This window comes from Vibrio sp. 2132-1 (assembly GCF_033344315.1).
Map to the genome: position 1 here is coordinate 1 of NZ_JAWPON010000720.1, position 551 is coordinate 551.

The following is a 551-nucleotide window of genomic DNA, read 5'->3' on the forward strand; positions in this document are numbered from 1 at the left end:
CATTAAAGATAAAGAACACGAAAAGCGTGTGTTCGAGATGCAACCAGAGATTGTTACCCGCAACACCGTTAAGAAACTTAATTAAATGAACACAAGCGCCCTTAGGGGCGCTTTTTTTTATTAAAAAAATAACACTTCCCGCACACTTTGCCTCATTCTTAAAAACAATAACTTCCATAAGTTACTGTTTTCTTTACATGTGAATTATTAATTCCCGCTTCTTTTCAAACATTAAATACAATTCTCAATTATGAGTACCCATGCACAAAATGGCATTATTTATTGAATCAAGATCACGTTTTAAAATCTAAAGTGTGATGTTAATTCAATATACAAAGTATCCTCATCTGGTCACGCACAGGGCAAACCATCCGAAAGGGTGGGACGCAAAGCCTCCGGCCTGAACCATAGTAGTATATGGAAGGTAGCGGGGTTACCGATGGCAAGTGTGCAACCAATGTCTTTACCCTTTAATGACATTGCCTTTGCGCACGTTTGCTACTCTCTCGGACCTGACTTTTGGTGGCGTAATATTAATTACACCGAAATAA

At 38.5% G+C, this 551-nt stretch carries 1 riboswitch.

Annotated elements, in window-relative coordinates:
- The first annotated feature begins 351 nt into the window (after positions 1 to 351).
- A riboswitch (cyclic di-GMP riboswitch) is annotated at positions 352 to 441 on the forward strand.
- Positions 442 to 551 lie beyond the last annotated feature (110 nt).